Annotated in this window: 4 protein-coding genes; 2 read left to right on the top strand and 2 right to left on the bottom strand. The window is 50.2% G+C overall.

What is annotated here, in order from left to right; translation table 11 throughout:
• Positions 1 to 80 (top strand): IS1 family transposase (locus tag HII27_RS26650; protein WP_001401901.1); only part of this gene is annotated, 80 nt, incomplete at its 5' end.
• 22 nt (positions 81 to 102) lie between these two features.
• On the opposite strand, the gene HII27_RS26655 is transcribed toward HII27_RS26650, so the two are convergent.
• Together HII27_RS26655 and HII27_RS26660 are read right to left on the bottom strand one after the other, a co-directional pair.
• Positions 103 to 933 (bottom strand): oxacillin-hydrolyzing class D beta-lactamase OXA-1, encoded by an 831-nt coding sequence (locus HII27_RS26655; protein WP_001334766.1) that lies wholly within the window; start codon positions 931 to 933, stop codon positions 103 to 105.
• 130 nt (positions 934 to 1,063) lie between these two features.
• On the bottom strand, positions 1,064 to 1,618 hold the full coding sequence (locus tag HII27_RS26660; protein WP_063840321.1) for a fluoroquinolone-acetylating aminoglycoside 6'-N-acetyltransferase AAC(6')-Ib-cr5: 555 nt from the start codon (positions 1,616 to 1,618) through the stop codon (positions 1,064 to 1,066).
• Between the two features lie 291 nt (positions 1,619 to 1,909).
• On the opposite strand from HII27_RS26660, the gene intI1 reads away from it, so the two are divergent.
• Positions 1,910 to 2,923, top strand: a complete 1,014-nt coding sequence (gene intI1, locus HII27_RS26665; protein ID WP_000845048.1) for a class 1 integron integrase IntI1 — start codon at positions 1,910 to 1,912, stop codon at positions 2,921 to 2,923.
• Positions 2,924 to 3,220: the final 297 nt, after the last annotated feature.

The following is a 3,220-nucleotide window of genomic DNA, read 5'->3' on the forward strand; positions in this document are numbered from 1 at the left end:
AGTCGCTGTCGTTCTCAAAATCGGTGGAGCTGCATGACAAAGTCATCGGGCATTATCTGAACATAAAACACTATCAATAAGTTGGAGTCATTACCAGATTTTTTATAAATTTAGTGTGTTTAGAATGGTGATCGCATTTTTCTTGGCTTTTATGCTTGATGTTAAATTCGACCCCAAGTTTCCTGTAAGTGCGGACACAAAAACATATTTATGTCCTGATTTGCTTATAATAAACCCTTCAAACCATCCGTTTTGTAAGGTTCTATTTGCTGTGAATCCTGCACCAGTTTTCCCATACAGTTTTGTACTATTATCCAGATCTTGTAGATACATGTTCTCTATGGTGTTTTCTATGGCTGAGTTTTTAACTGGGAGATTGTGATTAATAATTTTACGCAGGAATTGAATTTGTTCTTCTGGTGAAATTTTTAAGCTACTTTCGAGCCATGCTTCTGTTAATCCGTTGTTTCTTTCTTTATCTCCAGAGAAGTCTTGATTTCCATAATCAAAATCTTTGAGATAATTCTTGATTTTATTTAATCCAATTTTTTGGGTTATTTCTTGCGAAACCCAAACAACAGAAAATTGCATCCACGTCTTTGGTGTATGATTGCTGTTCCAGATCTCCATTCCTTTGGGGGTTTTATCCCATTTGAATATGGTTTTCTGATCTATTATTTCCGCATCAAATGCCATAAGTGATAATGCGATCTTGAAAGTTGAATCTGGTGCCATTTGCGTTGCACACTTTGCTTTATTGAATTGAGCAATTTCAGCGTTTGTGGATGCATCGTAAAGTAAAAAACAACCTTCAGTTCCTTCAAATAATGGAGATGCAACAGTAGAGATATCTGTTGATGCACTGGCGCTGCTGTAGATAATATTTGCAATTATTAAAAAAATAGCGAAGTTGATATGTATTGTGTTTTTCATAATAAGTATTGGTTTGGTAAAGGGCTTAATTTTAACGGCTAACAATTAATGAGGCTCCGGGTTCGCCCAACGTTTGACATGAGGGGCGGCCAAGGGCGCCAGCCCTTGGACGTCCCCCTCGATGGAAGGGTTAGGCATCACTGCGTGTTCGCTCGAATGCCTGGCGTGTTTGAACCATGTACACGGCTGGACCATATGGGGTGGTTACGGTACCTTGCCTCTCAAACCCCGCTTTCTCGTAGCATCGGATCGCTCGCAAGTTGCTCGGCGACGGGTCCGTTTGGATCTTGGTGACCTCGGGATCATTGAACAGCAACTCAACCAGAGCTCGAACCAGCTTGGTTCCCAAGCCTTTGCCCAGTTGTGATGCATTCGCCAGTAACTGGTCTATTCCGCGTACTCCTGGATCGGTTTCTTCTTCCCACCGTCCGTCCCCGCTTCCAAGAGCAACGTACGACTGGGCATACCCAATCGGCTCTCCATTCAGCATTGCAATGTATGGAGTGACGGACTCTTGCGCTAAAACGCTTGGCAAGTACTGTTCCTGTACGTCAGCAAGTGTCGGGCGTGCTTCTTCTCCGCCCCACCACTCGACGATATGAGATCGATTTAGCCACTCATAGAGCATCGCAAGGTCATGCTCAGTCATGAGGCGCAGTGTGACGGAATCGTTGCTGTTGGTCACGATGCTGTACTTTGTGATGCCTAACTTTGTTTTTGCGTTGCTCATGATGTCTAACTCCCAATTTGTGTAGGGCTTATTATGCACGCTTAAAAATAATAAAAGCAGACTTGACCTGATAGTTTGGCTGTGAGCAATTATGTGCTTAGTGCATCTAACTTTGTTTTAGGGCGACTGCCCTGCTGCGTAACATCGTTGCTGCTCCATAACATCAAACATCGACCCACGGCGTAACGCGCTTGCTGCTTGGATGCCCGAGGCATAGACTGTACAAAAAAACAGTCATAACAAGCCATGAAAACCGCCACTGCGCCGTTACCACCGCTGCGTTCGGTCAAGGTTCTGGACCAGTTGCGTGAGCGCATACGCTACTTGCATTACAGTTTACGAACCGAACAGGCTTATGTCCACTGGGTTCGTGCCTTCATCCGTTTCCACGGTGTGCGTCACCCGGCAACCTTGGGCAGCAGCGAAGTCGAGGCATTTCTGTCCTGGCTGGCGAACGAGCGCAAGGTTTCGGTCTCCACGCATCGTCAGGCATTGGCGGCCTTGCTGTTCTTCTACGGCAAGGTGCTGTGCACGGATCTGCCCTGGCTTCAGGAGATCGGAAGACCTCGGCCGTCGCGGCGCTTGCCGGTGGTGCTGACCCCGGATGAAGTGGTTCGCATCCTCGGTTTTCTGGAAGGCGAGCATCGTTTGTTCGCCCAGCTTCTGTATGGAACGGGCATGCGGATCAGTGAGGGTTTGCAACTGCGGGTCAAGGATCTGGATTTCGATCACGGCACGATCATCGTGCGGGAGGGCAAGGGCTCCAAGGATCGGGCCTTGATGTTACCCGAGAGCTTGGCACCCAGCCTGCGCGAGCAGCTGTCGCGTGCACGGGCATGGTGGCTGAAGGACCAGGCCGAGGGCCGCAGCGGCGTTGCGCTTCCCGACGCCCTTGAGCGGAAGTATCCGCGCGCCGGGCATTCCTGGCCGTGGTTCTGGGTTTTTGCGCAGCACACGCATTCGACCGATCCACGGAGCGGTGTCGTGCGTCGCCATCACATGTATGACCAGACCTTTCAGCGCGCCTTCAAACGTGCCGTAGAACAAGCAGGCATCACGAAGCCCGCCACACCGCACACCCTCCGCCACTCGTTCGCGACGGCCTTGCTCCGCAGCGGTTACGACATTCGAACCGTGCAGGATCTGCTCGGCCATTCCGACGTCTCTACGACGATGATTTACACGCATGTGCTGAAAGTTGGCGGTGCCGGAGTGCGCTCACCGCTTGATGCGCTGCCGCCCCTCACTAGTGAGAGGTAGGGCAGCGCAAGTCAATCCTGGCGGATTCACTACCCCTGCGCGAAGGCCATCGGTGCCGCATCGAACGGCCGGTTGCGGAAAGTCCTCCCTGCGTCCGCTGATGGCCGGCAGCAGCCCGTCGTTGCCTGATGGATCCAACCCCTCCGCTGCTATAGTGCAGTCGGCTTCTGACGTTCAGTGCAGCCGTCTTCTGAAAACGACAGTCAGAATAGAGTCTGCTTTCCCATTTTTTGACACATGCCCGCGAAGGTTATAGATTTCAGCCTGACAGAAATGGGCTTTGAGGCACAACGGAAC

The organism is Kluyvera sichuanensis, assembly GCF_014218705.1.
Taxonomy (GTDB): domain Bacteria; phylum Pseudomonadota; class Gammaproteobacteria; order Enterobacterales; family Enterobacteriaceae; genus Kluyvera; species Kluyvera sichuanensis.